At 66.6% G+C, this 19346-nt stretch carries 21 protein-coding genes; 3 read left to right on the forward strand and 18 right to left on the reverse strand.

Annotated features, from left to right (window positions below; translation table 11 throughout):
* Positions 1-13 precede the first annotated feature (13 nt).
* The 18 genes from QTH97_RS03465 to QTH97_RS03550 all read right to left on the reverse strand — a co-directional run bounded on the left by QTH97_RS03465 (position 14) and on the right by QTH97_RS03550 (position 16553).
* On the reverse strand, positions 14-1120 hold the full coding sequence (locus tag QTH97_RS03465; protein WP_286566644.1) for a porin: 1107 nt from the start codon (positions 1118-1120) through the stop codon (positions 14-16).
* 22 nt (positions 1121-1142) lie between these two features.
* Positions 1143-2111, reverse strand: coding sequence for a PDR/VanB family oxidoreductase (locus QTH97_RS03470; RefSeq protein WP_286566646.1), 969 nt, complete (start codon positions 2109-2111; stop codon positions 1143-1145).
* A 28-nt stretch (positions 2112-2139) separates the two neighbouring features.
* The gene (locus QTH97_RS03475; protein ID WP_286566647.1) at positions 2140-2568 is read right to left on the reverse strand and encodes a RidA family protein; all 429 of its coding nucleotides are present in this window, start codon (positions 2566-2568) and stop codon (positions 2140-2142) included.
* On the reverse strand, positions 2565-3590 hold the full coding sequence (locus QTH97_RS03480) for a Rieske 2Fe-2S domain-containing protein (protein ID WP_286566648.1): 1026 nt from the start codon (positions 3588-3590) through the stop codon (positions 2565-2567). Before QTH97_RS03480 ends, QTH97_RS03475 begins: the two co-directional genes overlap by 4 nt.
* 40 nt (positions 3591-3630) lie before the next feature.
* Positions 3631-3849 carry a recombinase-like helix-turn-helix domain-containing protein gene (locus tag QTH97_RS03485; protein ID WP_286566649.1) on the reverse strand — a complete coding sequence of 73 codons (219 nt, stop codon included), beginning with the start codon at positions 3847-3849 and terminating at the stop codon, positions 3631-3633.
* A gap of 64 nt (positions 3850-3913) precedes the next feature.
* Positions 3914-4249 (reverse strand): hypothetical protein, encoded by a 336-nt coding sequence (locus QTH97_RS03490; protein ID WP_286566650.1) that lies wholly within the window; start codon positions 4247-4249, stop codon positions 3914-3916.
* An 11-nt stretch (positions 4250-4260) separates the two neighbouring features.
* On the reverse strand, positions 4261-5409 hold the full coding sequence (locus QTH97_RS03495; protein WP_286566651.1) for an FAD-dependent monooxygenase: 1149 nt from the start codon (positions 5407-5409) through the stop codon (positions 4261-4263).
* A 22-nt stretch (positions 5410-5431) separates the two neighbouring features.
* Positions 5432-6379: a Bug family tripartite tricarboxylate transporter substrate binding protein gene (locus QTH97_RS03500; protein WP_286567089.1), complete on the reverse strand. Its 948-nt coding sequence runs from the start codon at positions 6377-6379 to the stop codon at positions 5432-5434.
* Positions 6380-6483: 104 nt separating this feature from the next.
* A complete protein-coding gene (locus tag QTH97_RS03505; protein WP_286566652.1) occupies positions 6484-7455 on the reverse strand; it encodes a VOC family protein in 972 nt (323 codons plus the stop codon).
* 108 nt (positions 7456-7563) lie between these two features.
* A complete protein-coding gene (locus QTH97_RS03510) occupies positions 7564-9042 on the reverse strand; it encodes an aldehyde dehydrogenase (RefSeq protein ID WP_286566653.1) in 1479 nt (492 codons plus the stop codon).
* Positions 9043-9055: 13 nt separating this feature from the next.
* Positions 9056-9865, reverse strand: a complete 810-nt coding sequence (locus QTH97_RS03515) for an aspartate dehydrogenase (protein ID WP_444813364.1) — start codon at positions 9863-9865, stop codon at positions 9056-9058.
* Positions 9866-9879: 14 nt separating this feature from the next.
* Positions 9880-11577 carry a thiamine pyrophosphate-binding protein gene (locus tag QTH97_RS03520; protein WP_286566654.1) on the reverse strand — a complete coding sequence of 566 codons (1698 nt, stop codon included), beginning with the start codon at positions 11575-11577 and terminating at the stop codon, positions 9880-9882.
* Positions 11570-12409 (reverse strand): SDR family oxidoreductase, encoded by an 840-nt coding sequence (locus QTH97_RS03525; RefSeq protein WP_286566655.1) that lies wholly within the window; start codon positions 12407-12409, stop codon positions 11570-11572. The genes QTH97_RS03520 and QTH97_RS03525 overlap by 8 nt, the downstream gene beginning before the upstream one ends.
* A 19-nt stretch (positions 12410-12428) precedes the next feature.
* Positions 12429-13268, reverse strand: coding sequence for an IclR family transcriptional regulator (locus QTH97_RS03530; RefSeq protein ID WP_286566656.1), 840 nt, complete (start codon positions 13266-13268; stop codon positions 12429-12431).
* A gap of 32 nt (positions 13269-13300) precedes the next feature.
* Positions 13301-14173, reverse strand: coding sequence for an alpha/beta fold hydrolase (locus QTH97_RS03535; RefSeq protein ID WP_286566657.1), 873 nt, complete (start codon positions 14171-14173; stop codon positions 13301-13303).
* An 8-nt stretch (positions 14174-14181) separates the two neighbouring features.
* Entirely contained in the window at positions 14182-14727 is a 546-nt protein-coding gene (locus QTH97_RS03540) for a cupin domain-containing protein (RefSeq protein ID WP_286566658.1), read from the reverse strand.
* Between the two features lie 25 nt (positions 14728-14752).
* Positions 14753-15568: an SDR family oxidoreductase gene (locus QTH97_RS03545; RefSeq protein WP_286566659.1), complete on the reverse strand. Its 816-nt coding sequence runs from the start codon at positions 15566-15568 to the stop codon at positions 14753-14755.
* A 4-nt stretch (positions 15569-15572) separates the two neighbouring features.
* Positions 15573-16553 (reverse strand): Bug family tripartite tricarboxylate transporter substrate binding protein, encoded by a 981-nt coding sequence (locus QTH97_RS03550; RefSeq protein ID WP_286567091.1) that lies wholly within the window; start codon positions 16551-16553, stop codon positions 15573-15575.
* A gap of 220 nt (positions 16554-16773) precedes the next feature.
* Here QTH97_RS03550 and QTH97_RS03555 point away from each other — a divergent pair, with 220 nt between their 5' ends.
* From QTH97_RS03555 to QTH97_RS03565, 3 genes are all read left to right on the forward strand, one after another.
* Entirely contained in the window at positions 16774-17133 is a 360-nt protein-coding gene (locus QTH97_RS03555) for a hypothetical protein (RefSeq protein ID WP_286566660.1), read from the forward strand.
* Positions 17134-17270: 137 nt separating this feature from the next.
* Complete coding sequence (locus QTH97_RS03560; protein WP_286566661.1) at positions 17271-18578, forward strand: MFS transporter; 1308 nt, start codon at positions 17271-17273, stop codon at positions 18576-18578.
* A gap of 17 nt (positions 18579-18595) precedes the next feature.
* Positions 18596-19336 (forward strand): ABC transporter substrate-binding protein, encoded by a 741-nt coding sequence (locus QTH97_RS03565; protein ID WP_286566662.1) that lies wholly within the window; start codon positions 18596-18598, stop codon positions 19334-19336.
* The last annotated feature ends 10 nt before the right edge of the window (positions 19337-19346 follow it).

Below are 19346 nucleotides of genomic sequence, written 5' to 3' on the forward strand. Positions count from 1 at the left end.
AGAATGCGCCGCGCTAGAAAGCGGTGCGGAACCCGAACTCGGTTCCCGTGGAAGCGCTGTTCGGCGAAGTGAGAACACCGCCCAGCGATTGCGCCGCGCCGTTGCTGTTCGAGATGCGCGCGACCGTGACATACGCGGCGCTTCGCTTCGACAGGTTGTGGACGTAGCCCAGGGCCACTTTCGCGGAAGTCGGCTTCGGCAGTCCGATGAGGGCATCGCGCTCATAGCGTGCGTACGAGAGCTTGATCTCGCCAGGACCGACCGGAAGGTTCAGGCCCACCAGCGCACCCTCGCCATCGATCGAGCCCAGCGACTCGTCGTAGTACTCGGCCATGAGCTTCAGGTTCATCAGCGACTCGACGACGTACGAGATGCCGAAGTTCGTCATGCGGAGGTCACCGGTGGCATAAGTGGTCTTGCCGGTGGCGATCGCCACGTTGAAGGGCCCGTTGAGATAGCCCACGCGGCCACCCGCGTAATTGCCATCGTCCTTGGTCGAAAGGGGAATGGGGCCCGGGAGGACGGCTCTCGAGTCGTTCTCACCCGTCGCAATCATCAGCTGCCCGTAGAAGCCGCCCAGCGAAGGAGGCAGGAAGTAACCGACACTGTTCGACGCGCGCGTCCCCGTCGGTGCAGCGAGGCCGCTCTGGCTGGCGAAGTAGACATGGTTTGCGCCGATCCCACCGCCGGTGCCGAAGGGATCGAACAGCGCCGTGTTCCAGAACGTGGGCGTGTAGTCGCGACCCAGGCGCACTTCGCCGAACGGCCCCGACAGGCTGACCGTCGAGCGGCGCGACCACGTCAAGCCACCGGAGCCTGTGGTGCCGCTGATCTGGTTGTTGGTGTTTGTGAGGTAACCGGTGCCGGCGTCGTTCTGCAGGCCGGCTTCGAGCCAGAAGCCCGCGGCGTAGCCTCCGCCCAGGTCCTCGGTCCCCCGGAAACCGAGGCGGCTGAAGGTGTTGGAGCTGTTGGTCAGTTGCCATTTGCTCGACGAGATCGGCCCGGACCCGGTGGTGTAGGCAACCGCGGCGTCCAGCACGCCGAACAAGGTCACGCTCGATTGCGCGCAGGCCATCGACGCGGCCGCGCATGCGGCCGCGGCCACAAAGGTCTTCTTCATTGGTTTTTTCTTTCGGGGAGGATTAAATGTCGAGCACGAGCGGGCCGCGTTTGCAACCCGATACGCAAATCATCATGGTCTTGTTCGACGCCCGTTCCAGCTTCGTCAGGATGCCGTCGTGGTGGTCGATCTCACCATCGAGCACCTTCGTTTCGCAGGCGCCGCAGACGCCTTCCTTGCAACTGTGGTCGGGGTTGAGGCCGGCGTCGATCAGGCTGTCGAGGATCGATTTGCCTGGCGGAACTTCGACGGTCTTGCCGCTCTTCGCGCACTCGACCATGTAGCTCTGCGTAGCACTCGGCGCCTCGACGTGAACGGCTGCGAAACGCTCGATGTGCGCATGTGGATAGGCAAGCTGCTCGCAGGTCTTCTCGAAGCCGTCGAGCATCGGCGTGGGGCCGCAGCAGTAGTAGTGGCTGTCGGCGCCCTTGCCGGCCAGCAGCTCTGCCAGATTGGGCGGTCCGCCCTTCTCTTCGTCGAAGTGCCAGGTGAGTTGCACCGACTTCTCGGCCGCCAGCGCGGTGATGGCTTCGACGAAGGCAGCTTCCTTGCGGGCACGCGCGCAGTAGAGCAGTTCGACCGGCTTGCCGATCGCCACCAGGCGCTGAAGCATGCACCAGATGGGCGTCACGCCGATGCCGCCGGCCACCAGCACCGAGCGCTCGGCGCCCTCTTCGAGCTTGAAGTTGTTGCGCGGCACCGAAATCGGGAGCGTCATGCCCACGCGCAACTGCTGGTGCACATAGCGCGATCCGCCGCGGCTCTTGCGATCGTTCAGAACGCCGACCACGTAGCGCTGGCGATCGGTCGACGGGTTGCACAGCGAGTAGCTGCGCACCAGCCCGTTGGGCAGGTGCAGGTCGATGTGGGAGCCGGCTTCGAAGGCGGGGAAATCCACTTCCGGCGTGGCCGGTCGGAACTCGACGCTGACGATGCCGTCGGCCTCGTAGCGCATCGTGTGCACCAGGGCGTTCAGCGTGGGGGATGACATGGCGGGAACCTCGAAGAAACGATTCAGTTCAATGGGCCGTGCGCAGGTCGACATCGAGCCGCGCGAAGGCGTCGATCTCGACGCGCAATTCCGGAAACACGAGCGCGCTGACCGCGACCAGCGTCGACGCCGGATACGGTGCCTGCGCAAAGAAGTCGTGCCGCGCGCGACCGACTTCGTCCTTGTCCGCGATGTCGGTCACGTACACGACGAGCTTGACGATGTTGTGAACGCCGCCGCCGGCAGCCTCCAGCAGCGCTCGAACCTTGCGCAGCACCACGAGCGTCTGCTCGTAGGCGCCGAGCGGGGCACCGGACTGCGCGGCATCGCGTGAAGCCGGATGAGCGGTCTGGCCCGAAAACACCACCTCCTGCCCGACGACCAACGCGTTGGACCAGGTGGCGCGCGCCAGATCGGGCACGGCCTCGCAGGCGACACGACGCACCGGGAGGGTCATGACGCGTTCGCGCCTTCCAGTTGCTGCTGCGCCAGGCCACGCAGGTGGCGACGCAGGCGCACGATGCCGAGGTCGTGCTGGTAGAGCTGCTCGTGCTGGTTGGCATCCGGCTCCATGTTCTCGATCAGCACGCGATCCTGTTCGAGCACGTGCCAGTGGCGCGCCTCGAGGCGATTCTTGTAAAGGAAGCGCCAGGTGTCGCGCTCCCAGCCCACCGGCAGCCTGCGCACGCGCCAGTGGAAGGCGCACGACAACGTCGGCGAGATCGGCGTGTAGCTGCCGACGATGATGAAGTTGCCGCCGGGGCCACCGGTCTTCGGGTACGGGATCTCCAGGCGCATCCAGTGCAGTCCGGTGTCGGACCATTCGGTCCAGTCGAAGTTGACGTTGCGCTGGCCTTCCTTCTCGAACACGAAGCCTGTGTCCGTCGCGCGGATGCCGAACTTGGCGGTGGAGTCGCCTTCGGCCATCGAGTGCGACTGCTTGTGCAGGAAGGTGCCGTGCATGGGGTCCATCACGTTGTCCAGCACGTAGCGGTAGTCACCCTTCCATTCCGCATAGCAGAGGAAGCTGGAGTACTGCGCGTCGTCGGTCAGTTGCTCGGGCAGCACCAGCGGCGGCGGGGTCTCGACCGACTCCTTGGAGTTGTAGAGCCACACGGCGCCGGCGCGCTCTTCGACGTGATAGAAGCGCGTGGCCTGTGAGCCTTCGAGCTTGCAACCGGGGCTGCCCGGCACGCGGGTGACGACGCCGTCACAGCGGACTTCGACACCGTGGTACGGGCAGGACAGGCGATCGCCGAGGATCACGCCCTGCGACAACGGCGCGCCACGATGCGGGCAACGGTCTTCGAGCGCATGCAGCTTGCCGGCATGGTCGCGCCAGAAGGCGAACTTGCGGCCGAGGCGGCGCAGCGAGACGGGCGATTCCTTGATGAAGCTCGTCGGGCAGATCGGATACCAGAGATCCTTCAGGCCGATTTCGAGCAGTTGGTCGACCGGGTCATCGTGGGGAGTGGTCATGATGGTTCCTCTTGAATGGGGGTAGGCGGCGTCCGAAGACTCAGGCGCCGAGAGCGGCCATCTCTTCGCGGTAGATGGCCTCGGTCCAGAGCTTTCCGCTCGGGCTGGCGAGGCCGCTCTGGTTGAGCTGCTCGACCAGGCCCGCCAGATCGTGGATGCCTGCCGCGTAGGCGCGCTCGATGGCGTCGCCGAGCAGGTCCTCGTAGGTGGTGGGAGTGCGCTGGCGCGCTTGGTGGGGATCGAGATAACGGTCGGTCATGGTTCGCTCCATCGAAAAAAAGTGGGTCATGCGGAATTGCAGCTGTCGCTCCGGAGGGCCGGTCTCACTGGCCGCCGTTGCGTACACGTTCGCGGATGTGCTCACGCACCGGAACGAAGTCGTAGGTGGGATAGCACTCGGTACTGAATACGCCCCAGGCGCGGCGCTCGAGTTCGAGATTCACGAGCGGCAGCTTCTCGGGTGCAAGCTCCAGCGTGAGGATCTGCCCGAGCCCCATGGCCACCGTCCACGACACAACGCGCGTGCCTTCCGGTGGGAACGACTCCCACCAGTCGCTGGCCTTCATGCGCGACTGCACGTCGTCCAGCGTCAGGCCGGGGTGGTGCTTCATCACGATGGTGAGCAGCATCGTCTGGGAAGCGGCGGGCGAGGAGCTCATCTGGCTCTCGCTCAGGCGGCCTCGGCCGCGACGGGCACCGCCCACGCGTCGTAGCCGTAGACCCAGTCGGCGTTGCCGCCTTCGCGCAGCCAGTTGTTGCCGCGCGAACCGAGTTGCACCTGGCTCGCGCGCTCGATGCGAGCCTGCTCGTAGCGCTGCAGCGCCGCGGCAGCATCGCTCATCGCGACGCCTTCGAGGTGGCGGGCCAGCACGACGGCGTCTTCGATCGCCATGCCAGCGCCTTGCGCCATGAAAGGCAACATCGGGTGCGCCGCATCGCCCAGCAGCGCCATGCGGCCCTTCGCCCAGGCCGGCATCGGGTCGCGCTCGTACAGCGCCGTCTTGAGCACGGTGTCGCAGGCGTCGAGCAAGGCACGTGCCTCGGGGTGGTAGGCCACGTACTGCTCGCGCAGTTCGTCGACGCTGCCAGGTGCGGTCCACGATTCGAGATGCCAGGTGTCTTGCGGCGTGGTCGCGAAGATGAAGATGTCCTTGCCCCGGTTCAGCGGGAACGTCACGATCTGGCTTTGCGGATTGGGGCCCCACCACTTGGTGAAGGCGCCGAGATTGGACACACCGGCCACGCGCTCGGCCGGCACCACGGCGCGGTACGCGACGATCCCGGTGAAGCGCGGGCTTTCGGCGCCGAACATGGCGGTGCGCACGGCCGAGTGGATGCCGTCCGCGCCGAGCAGCATGCCGACGCGGACGCTGCTGCCGTCTTCGAAATCCACGCTCACGCCGTCCTTGTCCGCGGCGATGGACTTGGCCCGCTTGCCCAGGGCGACGCACTCGGCGGGGAACATGTCTGCCAGCGCGGCCAGCAGGTCGGCTCGGTGGATCGTGAGCTGGGGCGCGCCATAGCGCTCCTCGGCCGAATCGGCCATTTCGAGCCGCGACGTTTCCTCGCCGGTGTCGTAGGTCCGGCTGATGCGGTGCGTGGGGCGCGCAGCCGTCACGCGGGCTGCTTCGCCCACACCCAGTCCGTCGAGCGCACGCACGGCATTGGGCGTCAGGTTGATGTCGGCGCCGACGCGCGCAAACTGCTTCGCCTGCTCGAACACGACCACGTCGTGCCCCGCGCGCTGCAGTGCGATGCCGGCGACCAGGCCGCCGATGCCGGCACCGACGATGCCGATGGTGGATTCGTTTGTCTTCAAGTCTGTCTCCTTCACGTCTTGCTTATTCGGCAACGATGTTGCGGGCCTTGATGATCTTGGCCCACACAGCCGTTTCGTCCCGCATCGCGGTGGCGAATTCGGCCGGCTTCATGGCAGCGCTGGTCATGCCTTGCGCCTGCAGGCGCTCGCTCACATCGGGCTGGGCCAGGATCTCTGCGGCATCTTTCGCAAGCTGCTGTGCGATGGCCGGCGGCGTGCCGGCGGGCGCGAGCAGGCCGTACCACGACGTCACATTCACGCCCTGGATACCCTGCTCCGACAGCGTCGGGATCTCGGGCGCGACGGGGCTGCGCTTGGCTTCAGTCACGCCGAGCGCGACCAGCTTTCCACTCTTGATGAAAGGCAACGTCGCCGGCAGATTGCTGAACATCAGCGGCACCACGCCGCCGAGTACATCATTGAGCGCGGGGCCCGTGCCCTTGTAGGGGACGTGCAGCAGGTCCACACCGGCCTGTTGCTTGAACAGTTCGCCCGCTAGGTGCAAGCCGCTGCCCACGCCGGGCGACGCATAGGACAAGGTGTTCGGCTTGGCCTTGGCCTGCGCCACCAGGTCCTTGGCGGTCTTGATGCCGGCGCCCGGCGACGCGACCAGCACGTTCGGTGCCTTGGCCAGCATGGTGACCGGCACGAAGTCCTTCTCGATGTTGAACGGGAAGTTCGGCATCAAGGTCGGGTTGATCGTGAGGTTGCCGGCCGGAACCACCAGCAGCGTGTGGCCATCGCCCTTGGCGCGCTTGACCTTGTCCATGCCGATGTTGCCGGCCGCACCCGCCATGTTCTCCACCACGGCCGCCTGGCCGTAGCGCTTGGCCAGGCCGTCGGACAGAACACGTGCCAGCGTATCGACCGGCCCGCCGGGCGGAAACGGCGAAATGATGGTGAAGCGCTCGCTCGACAGCTGCTTGTGCGCTTCGGTCTGTGCAAGTGCAGGTGCGCAACAAAGCGCCATCGCAAGCGTAGCGATGCCCGTTCGAAGGACACCGCAGAACCGGCTTTGCCGGGCTGCAGGTGTTGGCGTGGCGACACGAAGTGCGCGAAGACGGGGGGTGTATTTCATTTCTTTTCAGTCAGGAACTTGCCTTGCGGGCCTTCGACGTTCTTCTGGCGGCGCGTGTTGCCGTCCAGCCCGCCATCGACCGCCCATTCCGCAAACACGGTCGGACCGGGTTCGAATTCACGCGGCTGCCACTCGGCCGTGAGTTGGTCTTCGTCGGCGTAGTACTCGATCAGGCCGCCGGCCGGATTCTTGAAGTACCAGAAGTACGCAGACGACACGGGATGCCGGCCCGGCCCGAGCTGCGTTTCCCAGCCCTTGCGCGAGAAATGCAGGCCGCCGCCGAACACTTCATGGATGTCGCGCACCGTGAAAGCCACGTGGTTGAGTCCGCGCTTGCCCGAAGGGATCTGCAGCAGGAACAGGTCATGGTGGCCGCCATCCGGTGCACAGCGCATGAAGGCGCCGCGATTGGGATAGCTGTCGGACGACACGAAGCCGAAGCGATCGCGGTAGAACGCGCTGGTCGACTGAACGTCACTGACGAAGAACACCACGTGGCCCACTTCGATGGGCGTGGCACGCTCGTAGATCGGGGCCGGCTGGTTGACGCGGGGCTTGGCGACCCAGGTGTTCATCGCACCGCAGTCGATCTCCACGGCGTGCTTGCGGCTGACCTGGAGGCGCACGGCCATGCCATTCGGATCGATGCAGCCGATGCGGCGCGCGCCGTCGACGATGCTGTCGACGAAGCCGGGGTCCTTGGCGATCGCGGCGGCATAGCGGTCGAGGTCAGCATCGCTTTCGACACCCCACACCACTTCGCGCAGCGTGGGCCCCTCCTCCATCGCCGGCGGAAGGCCTGGCTTGTCCAACGCCGCGACGACGACCCGGCAGCCATTCAGGCACTCGAAGACGAGTTCGTCAGCGGCCTCGGACTTCAGGGTCAGACCCCAGTCCTGGAAAAAGCCGCGGCAGGTGGGGAGGTCGTCCGCCCCGTAGGTGATCTGGTCGATGCCCAAAACGCTCATATCAATCTCTCCATTCAAGAAATACCGCGGAACCGGCTTTGCCGGGCCGCTGGTATTGCCCCCTGAAAGGGGGTTGGCGGCCACACGAAGTGGGCAAGCCCGGGGTGTTCACGCGCTCGCCCAAGGCAGGGGCTGCTCATTGGTGCCCCAATACATGCTCTTCTGCTCCATGTACTGGAAGATGCCTTCGCGGCCCTTCTCGCGGCCAAGGCCACTGTCGCGCCAGCCTCCGAACGGGGTGGAGACCGAGAACTGCTTGTAGGTATTGACCCAGACGGTGCCGGCCTGAACCGCACGGCCCAGGCGCCAGGCGCGCTTGAAGTCGCGGCTCCACACCCCCGCGGCAAGTGCGTAGACGCTGTCGTTGGCCTGCGCGATCAACTCGTCCTCATTGTCGAAAGGCATCGCGACCAGCACCGGGCCGAAGATCTCCTCCTGGCTGATGCGCGCGCTGTTAGTCAGGCCCTCGAGGATGGTCGGCATGTAGAAGTAGCCGTTGTCGAATCCATCGCCATGCGGACGCACGCCGCCCGTGCGGATCCGGCCGCCTTCGTGCACGCCGAGTTCCACATAGCGCTCGATACCTTCGCGATGCCGCGCCGTGATCAGCGGGCCCATCTGCGTGCTTTCCGACGCCGGGTCGCCCACGCGCAGGGCGTTCGCACCCTCGGCAAGCCGGGTCAGGAACTCGTCGTAGATCGAGCGCGCGACGAACAGGCGCGAGCCTGCGATGCACGATTCGCCCGACGAACTGAAGATGCCGTAGAGCACGCCATTGACCGCATGGTCGAGGTCCGCGTCTTCGAGCACCATGGTCGGCGACTTGCCGCCCAGTTCCAGCGACACCGGCATCATCTTGTCGGCCGCGATGTGGGCGATGTGCTTGCCGGTGGTCGTGCCGCCGGTGAAGGACACGCGCTTCACCAGGGGATGCTTGGTGATCGCATCGCCGATGACCGAGCCCTTGCCCGGCAGCACGCTGACGATGCCCCTGGGTACGCCGGCTTCTTCGCAGATGCGTGCAAGCTCGAGCGCCATCAACGGCGTGACTTCGGCGGGCTTGACGACCACCGCATTGCCTGCGGCGAGCGCGGGCGCGAGCTTCTGCGCTTCGCTTGCGATCGGCGAGTTCCACGGCGTGATGGCGGCGACGACACCCATGGGCTCATGCACGCTCATCGTGACGAATGGCCCGCGCGACGGGGTGATGGTTTCTTCCAGCGTCTCCAGGGCAGCAGCAAAGAACTGGAACGTTCCGGCAGCGCTCGCCACCAGGTTGCGCGTCTCGTTGATCGGCTTGCCGTTGTCCAGCCGCTGCTTCTGGGCCAGCGTTTCACTCTGCTCGCGAATCAGGTGCGCCACGCGGTGCAGCACGGCCGCGCGCTCGTGCGGCAGCTTCTGGGCCCAGCCGCTGGTCAGGAAGGCGTGGTGCGCGCGCGTGATGGCTTCATCCACATCGGCCAGGGTCGCGGCCCGCAGGCGCGCGATCGGCTCGCCGGTCGCCGGGTAAAGGCTTTCGTAGACGTCGCCGCCGCCCAGGCGCCATTCGCCGGCGATGTTGAGAGGGAGCAGTTCGGAGGAAATCATGGTGTGTCTCGTTTCAGATCGCGAGGGCTGCCACGCGGTTGCGCAGCGCGCGCACGGCGCTGTAGACCGTGAGCGCGGACGTCTTGGGATTGGCCGCCAGCGGCTTGTTGCGCATGGTCAACTCGAAGTCGCCAAAGGCGCCTTCGGCTTCGACGGTGTGGATGTTCTCGGTGACGCCCGGATCGGCGATCAGGCGGACGAAGGTGCGGTCCAGACCCAGCCCGGCCAGCGACACGGTGGCCGCCACGTTGGCGTTCTTTGGATAGAGGGTGGCAGCCTCGCGGGCACTGCCTTCGAAGATCACGGTCTCGCGCGTCAACGCACCCAGGTCGCGGCCCTCTTCCGCCGGCGTGCCGATCCACGCGTGCGGCGGCTTGCGGCCGGTGTAGCGAACGGTTTCCAGTCCGCCGACGCGGGCAGCGGCCAGCGCATCGATGGCGCCGATGGCGCCGGCGATCAGTTGCACTTGCGTGCCACCCGTGACGGCGGCGGCTTCGAGCCGTTCAGCGAAGCCCGGGGCCGACAGCGCTCCCACGGAGGCCACGATGCAAGGCGTGCCGCGTTCCAGAGCCGGCAGCACGTGCGCCTCGATCGCAGCATGGCCTGCGGCTTCGACGACGAGGTCGATGCCTTCGGCCGGAACCGACGACACGACCTCGGCGCGCGGTGCGAGCCGCTGCGCCGTGGCCTGCGCAGAACCCAGCGCATCGGCCGGCACGACGATCGCCCTGATCTCCAGGGCGGCATCGCCCTGCAGCAGTTCCAGCACCGAGGCGCCGATGGCTCCGCAGCCGATGAGTGCAATGCGCGTGATGGAGGACATGCGTGGCGCTCCGCTCACTTGGCCGCGCCAAGCGCGGGAATCTGCGTGATCGTGTTGGTCGGCGGACCCGCGAAGGTGCTCTTGAAGCCGCCGATGGAAAGCATGTCGATTTCGAGCAGAAAGGGACCTTCGGTGGACAGCGCCTGGTCCAGACGTGCCGGCAGGTCGTCCAGGCTCTGCACGCGGGCGTGCGGCAGTGCGATCGACTTGCACAGCAGGTCGTAGTCGGGCGTGTGCAGCTCGGCGTAGCAGCGGCGGCCGCCGTACTGGACGTCCTGGATGTTCTTGATGACGCCGTAGCTCTTGTCGTTCATCAGCACGATCACCATGGGCGCCTTTTCCTGCACCATGCAGGCCAGCTCACCCAGGTTGAGGATGAAGCCGCCATCGCCGGCCAGGCAGAAGGTCTTGCGGCCCGAGCCGGTCACTGCGGCGCCGATGGCCGCGCCGATGGCCATCGGCATGCCCTGGCCGATGCCGCCACCCGTGGCGTGCACGCCGGCACTGGGTTCGAAGATGCGCAGCTCGCGGTTGCCCCAGGTGCTGTTGGAGACGGTCACGTCGCGCACCCAGTTGAAGTTGCGGCCCGCCACCGACTGGATCTGGCGAACGAGTTCGGCGTAAGGGCCCAGCCCGTCGCGCAAGGTCGCGACGGCCTGGTCGTGCGCGGCGCGCAGGTCGACCAGCAGCTTGGGATCAGCCTTGTACTTGGCGGCTTCGAGGCGATCGGCCAGGCCTTCCAGGGCAAGGGCGGAGTCGCCGCAGACGAAGGCCTCGGTGGCGTAGCAGCGGCCTTCGGCAGCGGCGTCGGCGTCGATGCGGTACAGCGGGCGCGGGAGCTTCAGTTCGTACTTGAGCGTCTCGTTGCCGCGCAGGCGCGAGCCGACCACGAGCATGGCATCGCAGGTCTGATAGAAGTTCTCGACAGGCTTCTGGATGTTGTAGGCACCGAGCGAGCCGGCGTCGTCCTCGGGCACCGTGCCACGGCCTTGCGTCGTCGTGACCACGCCGAAGCCGAGCTTCTGGAGGCGTTGGATGGCTGCGCCGGCATGGCGGGCACCGCCGCCCACCCACAGCAGCGGGCGCTTGGCCTTGGCCAGGCTCGCGGCCAAGGCATCGAGGCCGGCCTGCGAAGGCACGGCGCGTTCGATGGGCAGGGGCGAGAGGTCGTCCGGCATCGTGGTGAGCGCGGACTGGATATCGATCGGGATCTCGACGCTGACCGGGCCGGTCGGCGCGGTCATCGCCACCTGTACTGCGCGCTTGAGCGTGCCCAGCACGTTCTCGACGCTGCGCACACGGAAGGCGGCCTTGGAGATGGCCTTGAGCATCGTGAGCTGGTCCGGTGCCTCATGGATGTACGACATGCCCTTGTCGATGTAGGGCGTCTCGATCTGGCCCGTGATGTGCAGCAGCGGTGCGCCGGCGGTCAGCGCTTCGACCATGCTGCCGGCGATGTTGCCCGCGGCCGGGCCGGTGCTGGTCACGCACACGCCCAGGCTGGCGGTGGAGCGTGCGTAGGCGTCGGCCATGTTGCCCGCACCCGCCTCGCCCCGCGCCGAGATGAAGCGAATGGCGCCGCGCTGCGCGAACGCATCGAGGATCGGCATGTTGTGGATCGAGATGACGCCGAACGCAGCCTTGACGCCGCACTGTTCGAGGAAGGCCGCGACGACTGCGCCGACGGTCACGGGGGTGGTGGGGTTATGCATGGCGGGAATGGCCTCCGGAGATATCGATGTGGGCACCCGTCGTGTAGGAAGCGAGGGGCGAAGCGAGGAAGAGAATGGCGCGCGCGGCTTCGATCGGAAGTCCCAGGCGACCCAGCGGAATGTGTTTGCTTTGCGCGAGCTGGCTGCTCCATGCGGCCCAGTCGAGCTCGGTCTGCTCACGGGCTTCGAAGCGGCGACGCCATTGGCCCGACTCGACCAGGCCGATCAGGATGCCGTTGACCCGCACGCCCTGCGGGGCGAACTCGGTGGCCATCGAGCGCACCAGGTTGAGCAGGCCGGCGCGTGCCGCCGAGGTCGCGACCATGTGCGGTTCCGGTTGGCGCGCGAGCAGCGAATTGGCGCAGACGATGGCCGCATCGCCGAGCACCGCGCGCTGCGCCGCGAGCTGCGGCAGGAAGGCGCGCGTCGGGTTGATGACCGAGAAGAACTTCAGGTGCAGTTCTTCGGTCCAGGCCTTGTCTTCGGTGTTGGCGAAGGTGGAGACGCGCCCCTGGCCAGCGTTGTTGATCAGCATCGAGGCCGGACCCAGCGCCGCCTCGCTCTCCGCAGCGAAGCTTTTCACCGAGGCCGCATCGAGCACGTCGCAGGTGCGCGCGAAGAGCCGGGCCTTCGGGTGGTCTGCGCGCAGACCGGCGACGGCGCGATCGAGTCGCTCCGCGTCGCGGCCGCACAGTGCCACGGCGGCGCCGCAGTCCAGCAGCAGTTCGACCGTCGCGAGACCGATGCCGGAGGAGCCACCAGTCACGACGGCCACGCGGCCGGCCAGCGCATCGGCGGCGAAGAAGGAGGGAGAAAGGGTCGGCGTCGTCATGTTCGTGATGCTCGTGGGCTCAAGCGCGTTGGCCGCTTCGCAGCGGAACAACCTTCGCCGAGGGCGAATAGTTCAGAAGGCCCGAGATCGCATCGGCGGTGTCGCGCACGCGCTGCACCATCTCCTCCATGCGGGCTTCGTCGATATGGCCGGAGGTGATGGTGGCGCCCAGCGCGGCCACGATGTGGCCGCTGTGGTCGCGCACCGGCGCGGCGATGGTGGAGATGTTCGATTCGAAGAAGCCTTCGCCCAGTACATAGCCGCGTGTGCGGTCGGCCTGGACCATGTCGAACAGTTCGTTGACCGTCTTGGGCGTGCTCGGCGAGAAGGTTTCGAGCCTGTCTTCGGGGTAGAGCGCACGCAGTTGCGTCAGCGTCAGGTCTTCGAGCAGGATGCGGCCGAGGACCGTGGCATGCGCGGGCAGGCGCGTGCCCACGGTGACTGAACTGGCAAAGGGCGTCGGCGGTGCGACCTTTGCGACGTAGACGATCGAGCGGCCGTCGCGCACCACCAGATTGCAGGGCGTGCGCAGCTCTTCGCACAGGCGCTGCAGCAGCGGCGTGCCGAGTTGGGTGAGTTCCAGCGAGGCCAGGTATTCGAAGCCCAGGCGCAGCACCGCCAGGCCCAGGCGATAGTCCCGTCCGCCTTCGGCCTTCTCGAGGAAGCCCATGCTTTCGAGCGTCGTCAGCAGACGGAACACCGTCGAGCGCGGCAGATCGAATCGGCGCGCGAGTTCGGGCGCGGAGAGCGAGCGGTTCTCGCGGCTGAATTCGCAGAGGACACGCAGCCCGCGTTCGAGTGCGGGGACGTTGTAGCGGTCGGCACCCTCTTCCATCGCGTCATTGCCAGTGGTGTTCATGAGTCTCCGTTCGAGTGGTTCTGGATGGATGTTCAGGCGGACAGCGCGTCGCGCAGGATCGCGGCGACGGCGACGGGTTGCTCCACATAGCTCGCGTGGCCCGCGCCTTCGATCAGTTCGAGCGAAACGCCGCACTTCTGCGCGACTTCGGCACAACCGGCCGGGGGCGTGACCACGTCGAGCGCGCCGCAGGCCACGCGCACCGGCGTCGCGGGCGGCAGGTCGGCCAGCAGGTCGCCGCCGCAAAGCAGTTCGACGGCCTGGCGATAGCCGGCATCATTCAAGCGGGACATGTTCCAGCGCACCCATTGGCGTGCCAACTCGCTCGCGTTGTCGGACAGCAGCCGGCCCGAGCGCTTCGCGGCCATGCCGACGATGCCGAACTGCGCCAGCGTGTCCATCCGTTCCGTATGGACGCGCTTGCGGTCGTCGCCTCTGCCGGGTGCGCCGTAGCCGGCCGCGGGGCTGATCAGCACCAGCCGCCGAATGCGCGGGGCGAGCGGCGAGTCTGCACGAGCGGCCGAAGCAGCCGTGAGCGCACCGAGCGAATGACCGACCAGCACGCAGGATTCGATCTCCAGCGCATCGAGCAGGCCGAGCAGGCGCGCGGCGTAGTCCGCGGCGCTCGGCACCGCGGATTCGACGGGCGTGGACTCGCCGTAGCCCGGCGCGTCCCACGCGATCAGCCGCGCACGCGGTGCGAGCAGAGATGCCGTGTCGAGCCACGATGCCGCACCGGAGCCAATACCGTGCAGGCACACCAGCGCCGGTCCCTTGCCGCATTCGCGCACGGAAACCACCGCGTCCCCGCCCACCGCCACGCGACGCGCCGGAAAGCGCGCATCGAGGCGATCCAGTTCGGAAAGCGGCGGAGACAGGGCGTCGATCACGGCGGTGTCGCTCATTTCAGGGCTCAGCGCTTGATCTTGGCGAGGGGGTGATCAGCCGGGTACGTCGGCGTCACAGGCTTCTTCGCGCCGAGCATCACGCACATCAGCGCGTCTTCGTCGCCGATGTTGATTTCCTCGCGGTACACGCCGGGCGGCACCGAGATCAGGTCGCGGTCGGTCATGATGGTTTCGAAGCGCTCGCCGTCCTTCTCGAGGACGACCTTGAGCTTGCCGCGGATCAGAAAGAAAACTTCCTCCACGTCCGTGTGCAGGTGCGGCGGGCCTTCGTGGCCGGCGGGGATCACCATGGTGGAGAAGGTGAAGTTCTCTGCCGGCACGGTGTTGACGTCCTTCGCGACGCCGGTGCCGCCCGTGCCCACATAGCGCATCTGGGCGCGGCGGAACTTGGGATCGAAGTCGGCCTGGAACTTCAGGGCGTCCCAGTCGTACTTTCGGGTCGAATAGCGCGCGATGCGGGTGTTCATCCACGCTTCGAGGCTGGCGCCTTCCGGCCGCTCCCAGGAGGGGGCAGTGCTGTCGATGTTTTGTTGTTCGGACAAATCGCTCATCGGGAAACTCCTTGGTCGAGAAAATTCAGTGCATCACAAAGCCGCCGTTGACGGCGAGCAACTGGCCGGTCATGAAGCGCGACAGACCGGACAGGGCGAACAGGACCGCGCCGCAGACGTCGACCGCCTGCTGTTCGCGCGGAATGGAGCGGCCTTCCAGGTACTTCTGGTGCCGCGCCAGGGGCACGTATTCGGTGGCCTCCACCAGCGTGAGGCCGGGCGCCACGGCGTTGACCGTGATGCCGTCGCCACCCCACTCGCGCGACAGCGAACGCGTCATGGAGATGACGGCGCCCTTGCTCGATGCATAGGCCAGCAGGTTAGGCGCGCCCCACAGTGCGGTGTCGGACGCCAGATTGACGATGGCGCCGCGGCCGCTCTTCGCGAGTGCGGGCTGGCAGGCGCGGCTCATGAGCCAGGTGCCGCGCACGTTGACGTCCATCACGCGGTCCCACATGTCGATCTCGAGCGCATGCGCATCGCGACCGCCCGAGTTGGTGATGGCCGCGTTGTTGACCAGGCCGTCGAGTCCGCCGAGCAGTTCGACTGCATCGACGGCGCCCTCCGCGATCGAGGCGGGGTCGCACAGGTCGACGGTGAGGGCGTGCGCGGTGAAGCCGTCCTCGCGCAGTGCCTGCGCCTCGACCTGCGCCAGGTCGGCGAGGATGTCGGCGAGCACCACGCTGGCGCCAGCCTTTGCGATGCATTTGGCAAAGGCGAGCCCGAGCCCGCGCGCGGCGCCGGTCACGAGGACGCGGCGACCTGCCAGCAGGTTCGACGGCAACTCGGCCAGGAGGGCCTGCAGGCTGGCGGGATCGGCAGTGGTATTGACTTCGGTCATGAGATCAGTCCGCCTGAATGCCCAGGTCCTTAATGATCCGGCCGAAGCGCTCGAAGTCGGCGGCATTGGTCTTGGCGAGCGTCTCGGGGGTGCCGCCCAACGGCAGCGCGCCCAGCACGGCCATCTTCGACGCGACGTCCGGCATCTTGAGGATCTCGTTGAAGTGGCCGTTCAACGTCTTCACGACGTCGGCAGGCATGCCTTTGGGCCCGAACAGGCCGTGCCAGGCGGTGACTTCGACGTCCTTGTAGCCAAGTTCCTGGAAGGTCGGCACGTTGGGCGCGAGCAGCGAGCGCTGGTGGTCCGCCACGGCCAGCACCACCATCTTGCCGTTGGGCAGGTATGGCGAGACCGGACCCAGAGTGATGTAGGTCAGGGGCACATGGCCGCCGAGTACGTCGTTGACGGCAGGCGCCACGCCGCGATACGGCACATGGCGAATGTTCAGGCCAGCCGTCTTGTTGACCATCTCCCCGAGGATGTGCATCGGCGAGCCGCTGCCGGGGCTGGCATAGGAAAGCGGCTGTGCCTTGGCGGCAGCCGGCAGGTCCTTGAAGCTTTTGATGCCGGAGGCGGTGCTGGCGACCAGGGCCAGCGGCAGGGTGCCCGTCTGGATGATGGGCGTGAAGCCGTTCAGCACGTCGTAGCTTGCGGAGCCGTTGGTCTTCAGCACGAGCTGTGCAATGGAGAAGGTGCTGGGTGCCAGGAGCAGCGTATAGCCGTCTGCCGGCGCCTTCGCGACATAGCTGCTGCCGATCACACCGCTGGCGCCCGGCCGGTTGTCGACCACCACGGGCTGGCCGATGCGGATGGAGAGCTTTTCGGCAAAGAGGCGCGCGAGCGCATCGGTGTCGCCGCCGGCCGGATAGGCCACTACCAATGTGACGGGCTTGCTCGGAAAGCCCTGGGCCCAGACCGGAGCGGCTGCGCTTGCGGCTGCGATCGAGAGAGCGAGAGCCAGGGCCTGGCGACGTGTCTGCTTCATCATGGTCATTGCGATCCGTGGAGGTGTAATTGAAAGCCGGGTCTGCCACCTTCCGACGCCGACAGGCCGACTTGAGCCCGGGTCCGTCTGCTTCGGATGTTTCACTAATAAAACACTGGTTTATCAATGGAACGGTTGACGAAGAATAATCTGGAAAACTTCGTCATAGATAGGTAATAACCCTATCTTTTACGTTCACTTACTTGGACACGATGGCGACATGAACCGACTCGCGCCCGTCCTGGCCCTCCTCGGGTCGATCGCCTTCCCTGCTCTGCAAGCCGCCACGCTCGAGACGCGCACGTACACAGTGGAGATCACGCCCCTATGCGGCGAGCGCGTGACCGATTGCGAGCAGTTCGCCTATGCCGACACACACAAGCGAACCGGCAGCCACCTCAACATGGTTGGCAAGCCCGGACAGCGCGCGTGTCCGCCCGGCAACGCGCCCTGCAATCCGATGGGCTGGCAGTTCCATGACGGCAATGCCACCTACTTCGTCGGACAGGACGGCTGGTTGATCGTCACGCAAGGCAGCAAGACGATCCTTCGCGAACTGGGTGCGTGGCGCGAACGCTGAGCACACCTGGGCTGAGCAGCGCCTGACTTTCGGGGGCAGGACATACCCCGACCGCAATGACGGCTGTTCGACAGCTTGTCTTCCTACGATGAAGGACTGCGCCCCACGCGGCGATTCGATCCTTCAAGGAGACATCCATGAGTACCGCCACACTGGCCCCCGGCCACGCCGCGCCCCCTCGCAGCACCTCCAAGCTCGGCGCCGTGCTGCGCGTGACCAGCGGCAACTTCCTCGAGCAGTTCGACTTCTTCCTGTTCGGCTTCTACGCCACGTACATCTCCAAGGCCTTCTTTCCCGCGAGCAGCGACTTCGCTTCGCTGATGCTGACCTTCGCCGTCTTCGGCGCGGGCTTCCTGATGCGGCCTCTCGGCGCGATCATCCTCGGCGCCTACATCGACGAGGTGGGACGACGCAAGGGCTTGATCGTGACGCTGGGCATCATGGCCAGCGGTACTGTGCTCATTGCCTTCGTGCCCGGCTACGCGACGATCGGCGCGATCGCGCCGGTGCTGGTGCTTCTGGGCCGACTGCTGCAGGGCTTCTCGGCCGGCGCCGAACTGGGCGGCGTCTCCGTCTATCTGTCGGAGATGGCGACGCCCGGCCACAAGGGCTTCTACACCGCCTGGCAATCGGCCAGCCAGCAGGTCGCGATCGTGCTGGCCGCGGCGCTGGGCTTCGCGCTCAACGAGTTGATGGCGCCGGCCACGCTGGCCGACTGGGGCTGGCGGATTCCGTTCTTCGTGGGCTGCATGATCATCCCGTGCATCTTCGTCCTGCGCCGTTCGCTGCAGGAGACCGAGGCCTTTCAGGCGCGCAAGCACCATCCGAGCACGCGCGAGGTGTTCCAGTCGATGGTGCGCAACTGGCGAGTCGTGCTGGCCGGGATGCTGCTGGTCGCGATGACCACGACCACCTTCTACCTGATCACCGTCTACACGCCGACCTTCGGCAAAACTGTGCTGCACCTGAGCGCGAAGGACAGCCTGATCGTCACGCTGCTGGTCGCCGTCACTAACTTCATCTGGCTGCCGATCGGCGGCGCGCTGTCGGACCGCATTGGACGCAAGCCTCTGCTGCTGGCGGTCACGGTCTTGGCCATCTTCACTGCCTACCCCGCAATGCACTGGCTCGCCGCGGCGCCGAGTTTCGGCCGCATGCTCGACGTGCTGCTGTGGTTCTCGTTCCTTTTCGGCATGTACAACGGCGCAATGGTTGTCGCCCTCACGGAGGTGATGCGGGTGGAAGTCCGCGTCGTGGGTTTTTCGCTGGCCTACAGCCTGGCGACGGCGGTGTTCGGCGGCTTCACGCCCGCAATCTCGACCTGGCTGATCGAGTCGACCGGCGACAAGGCGGCACCCGCCTACTGGCTCAGCTTCGCCGCGATCTGCGGGCTGGGCGCAACGCTGGCGCTCTATCGCAAGGGGCGGCGCGCGGCGGTCGCGTAGCGCGGCAGAATCGAGGGATGAGCATCACCCTCCCCGCGGCCGTGGTTTCGGCCTTCACGCCTACCGGCGCGCTTCGCGCTTCCATCAATCTCGGCAACCCGATCCTCGCGAACCGGGATGCCGCCAGCGGGGAGCCAGCAGGCGTGTCGATCGATCTCGCCCGGGAGTTTGCCCGGCGGCTCGGCGTTGCCATCGAACTCGTGGTGTTCGAGAAGGCCGCCGCGTCAGTCGACGCCGTCCGCAACGATCAGGCCGACATCGGTTTCTTCGCGATCGATCCGCTGCGCAGCGAAGGCATTCAGTTCACCGCGCCCTATGTGCTGATCGAGGGCAGCTATCTCGTGCCCTCCGGCTCTCCCCTCCAGCGCAACGAAGAAGTCGACAGCGATGGGCAGCGGATCGCCGTCGGTGCCGGCAGCGCCTACGACCTCTTTCTGACTCGCGAAATCAAGCAGGCGCAGATCGTGCGCGTACAGGGTGCCAAGGGGGTGATGGAGAGCCTCCGCGCGGGCCAGGTCAACGTGGCGGCCGGCATCCGCCAGGTGCTCGAAGCCGAGGCCGGAAAGGCGTCGGGGTCGCGCCTGCTTCCGGGTCGCTTCATGGTGATCCAGCAGGCGATGGGCACGCCCTCCTCCCGCGGCAGTGAAGCGGGCACGGCGCTCGGCGCGTTCGTCGAGGAGATGAAGGCGAGCGGCTTCGTGAGCGATGCGCTCGCCCGCCATCGCGTCCAGGGTGCCAGCGTGGCGCCGGCGGGCTGAAACCCGCGTA

The organism is Variovorax gracilis (assembly GCF_030317115.1).
Lineage (GTDB): Bacteria > Pseudomonadota > Gammaproteobacteria > Burkholderiales > Burkholderiaceae_C > Variovorax > Variovorax gracilis.